Source organism: Synechococcus sp. R55.7 (genome assembly GCF_047461955.1).
In the GTDB taxonomy this organism is placed as follows: domain Bacteria; phylum Cyanobacteriota; class Cyanobacteriia; order Thermostichales; family Thermostichaceae; genus Thermostichus.
On record NZ_JANSIC010000219.1, the window covers coordinates 2,992 to 4,286 of the forward strand.

The 1,295-nt window shown below is 61.2% G+C and carries 2 protein-coding genes; both read right to left on the bottom strand.

Annotated elements, in window-relative coordinates:
• Positions 1 to 599, bottom strand: a 599-nt coding sequence (recO, locus tag NW820_RS10550) for a DNA repair protein RecO (protein ID WP_414407455.1), incomplete at its 3' end; no start/stop codon positions are given.
• Complete coding sequence (gene deoC / locus NW820_RS10555) at positions 596 to 1,291, bottom strand: deoxyribose-phosphate aldolase (protein WP_414407456.1); 696 nt, start codon at positions 1,289 to 1,291, stop codon at positions 596 to 598. The genes deoC and recO, both read right to left, overlap by 4 nt.
• Positions 1,292 to 1,295 lie beyond the last annotated feature (4 nt).

The following is a 1,295-nucleotide window of genomic DNA, read 5'->3' on the forward strand; positions in this document are numbered from 1 at the left end:
GGGCTGGGCCGCTGGGCCACCCGGCAGGGATCACAGATCAAGCCACCCCATTGGGGGCTGAAAAAAACGCCGTCGACCAACTCCCCTTGACAGAAGTAACAAGCCTGCACCTGAGGGGCGAACCCCGCCAACGCCAGGAGGTGGTACAACCCGTGGGTGAGCAAGGGCAGAACGGCCTGTTCCGAAGCAGCCCGCTCGATGCGTTCCAAGTGTTCGACCAACACCACAAACAGCTCTTCCTGAGCTTGATCGGGCAAGGCCAACAGCAAGGCCACCTCCGCCAAGTACTGCGCTGCTGTGAGATGGGCTAAGCTGCGGCTGAGGCGGGGAAAAGTCTGCAGGGTTTCCGCTTGGACGATGCGCTGTAAACGCTGGGAAGTCTCTGCTTGGGCAGACCAGCGCCCCCGCACCATCAGCAAGTCGTTGATGACAAAAGGCTCCATCCGCCCGCCCAGCTTGGAAGGCTGCTTACGGGATCCCTTGGCCACCGCCCGGATCAACCCTTGCTCGCGAGTCAAGATGGTTACAATCCGATCCGCCTCTCCCAGTGGGATCCCTTTCAGGTTGATGCCCGTAACCCGGTAGGTGCGGCCACTCATGGGGTTCCTCTGGCTCGCAGCTCTTGCATCAGCTCCAGCCCCCAAGAGGTGCCAATACGGCTGGCCCCCGCCTGGATCATGGCCTCTGCTTGAGCCACTGTGCGAATGCCGCCCGACGCTTTCACCCCCACTTTACCGCGGCTGAGTTGCCACAACAGTTGCACATCTGCCGGCGTCGCCCCCCCCATCCAGCCAGTGGAGGTCATCAGAAAAGCCGCCCCCGCATCGATACAAATCTCCCCGGCCAGCTTTTTCTCCTCCTCGGTCAGCAGAGCCGTTTCCAAAATGGCCTTGACGCAAACCCCCGTTTCTTCCACCAGTTGGGCAATCTCGGCATGGAGGCGATCCAGCTCTCCCGCCTTGAGCCAAGCCAAGTTGATGCGGACATCCAGCTCCCGGCACCCCTGCTCCACCGCCAGTTGGGCCTCGTAGAGCTTAGCCTCTGCAGTGGTTGTGCCCAGGGGAAACCCCACCACCGTGCTCACCTTGACCGGGGATCCGTGCAGCCGCTCCACCACCCGCGGCACATAGCAGGGAGGAACACAAAAAGTGGGGAAGCCATAGCGCAAGGCGATCTCACACCCCTGGTCAATCTGTTCTGGAGTAACCATCGGCAACAGCAGCGTATGGTCGATGTACTCCGCCAAATTGAGCGAGCTATCCGCTATGCCCTTGCGCTCCAGAGAGAGCATTGGT

What these genes read in the sequence shown, in the direction of transcription:
- deoC (WP_414407456.1), bottom strand. Translation starts at nt 1,291, where the DNA reads ATGCTCTCTCTGGAGCGCAAGGGCATAGCGGATAGCTCGCTCAATTTG.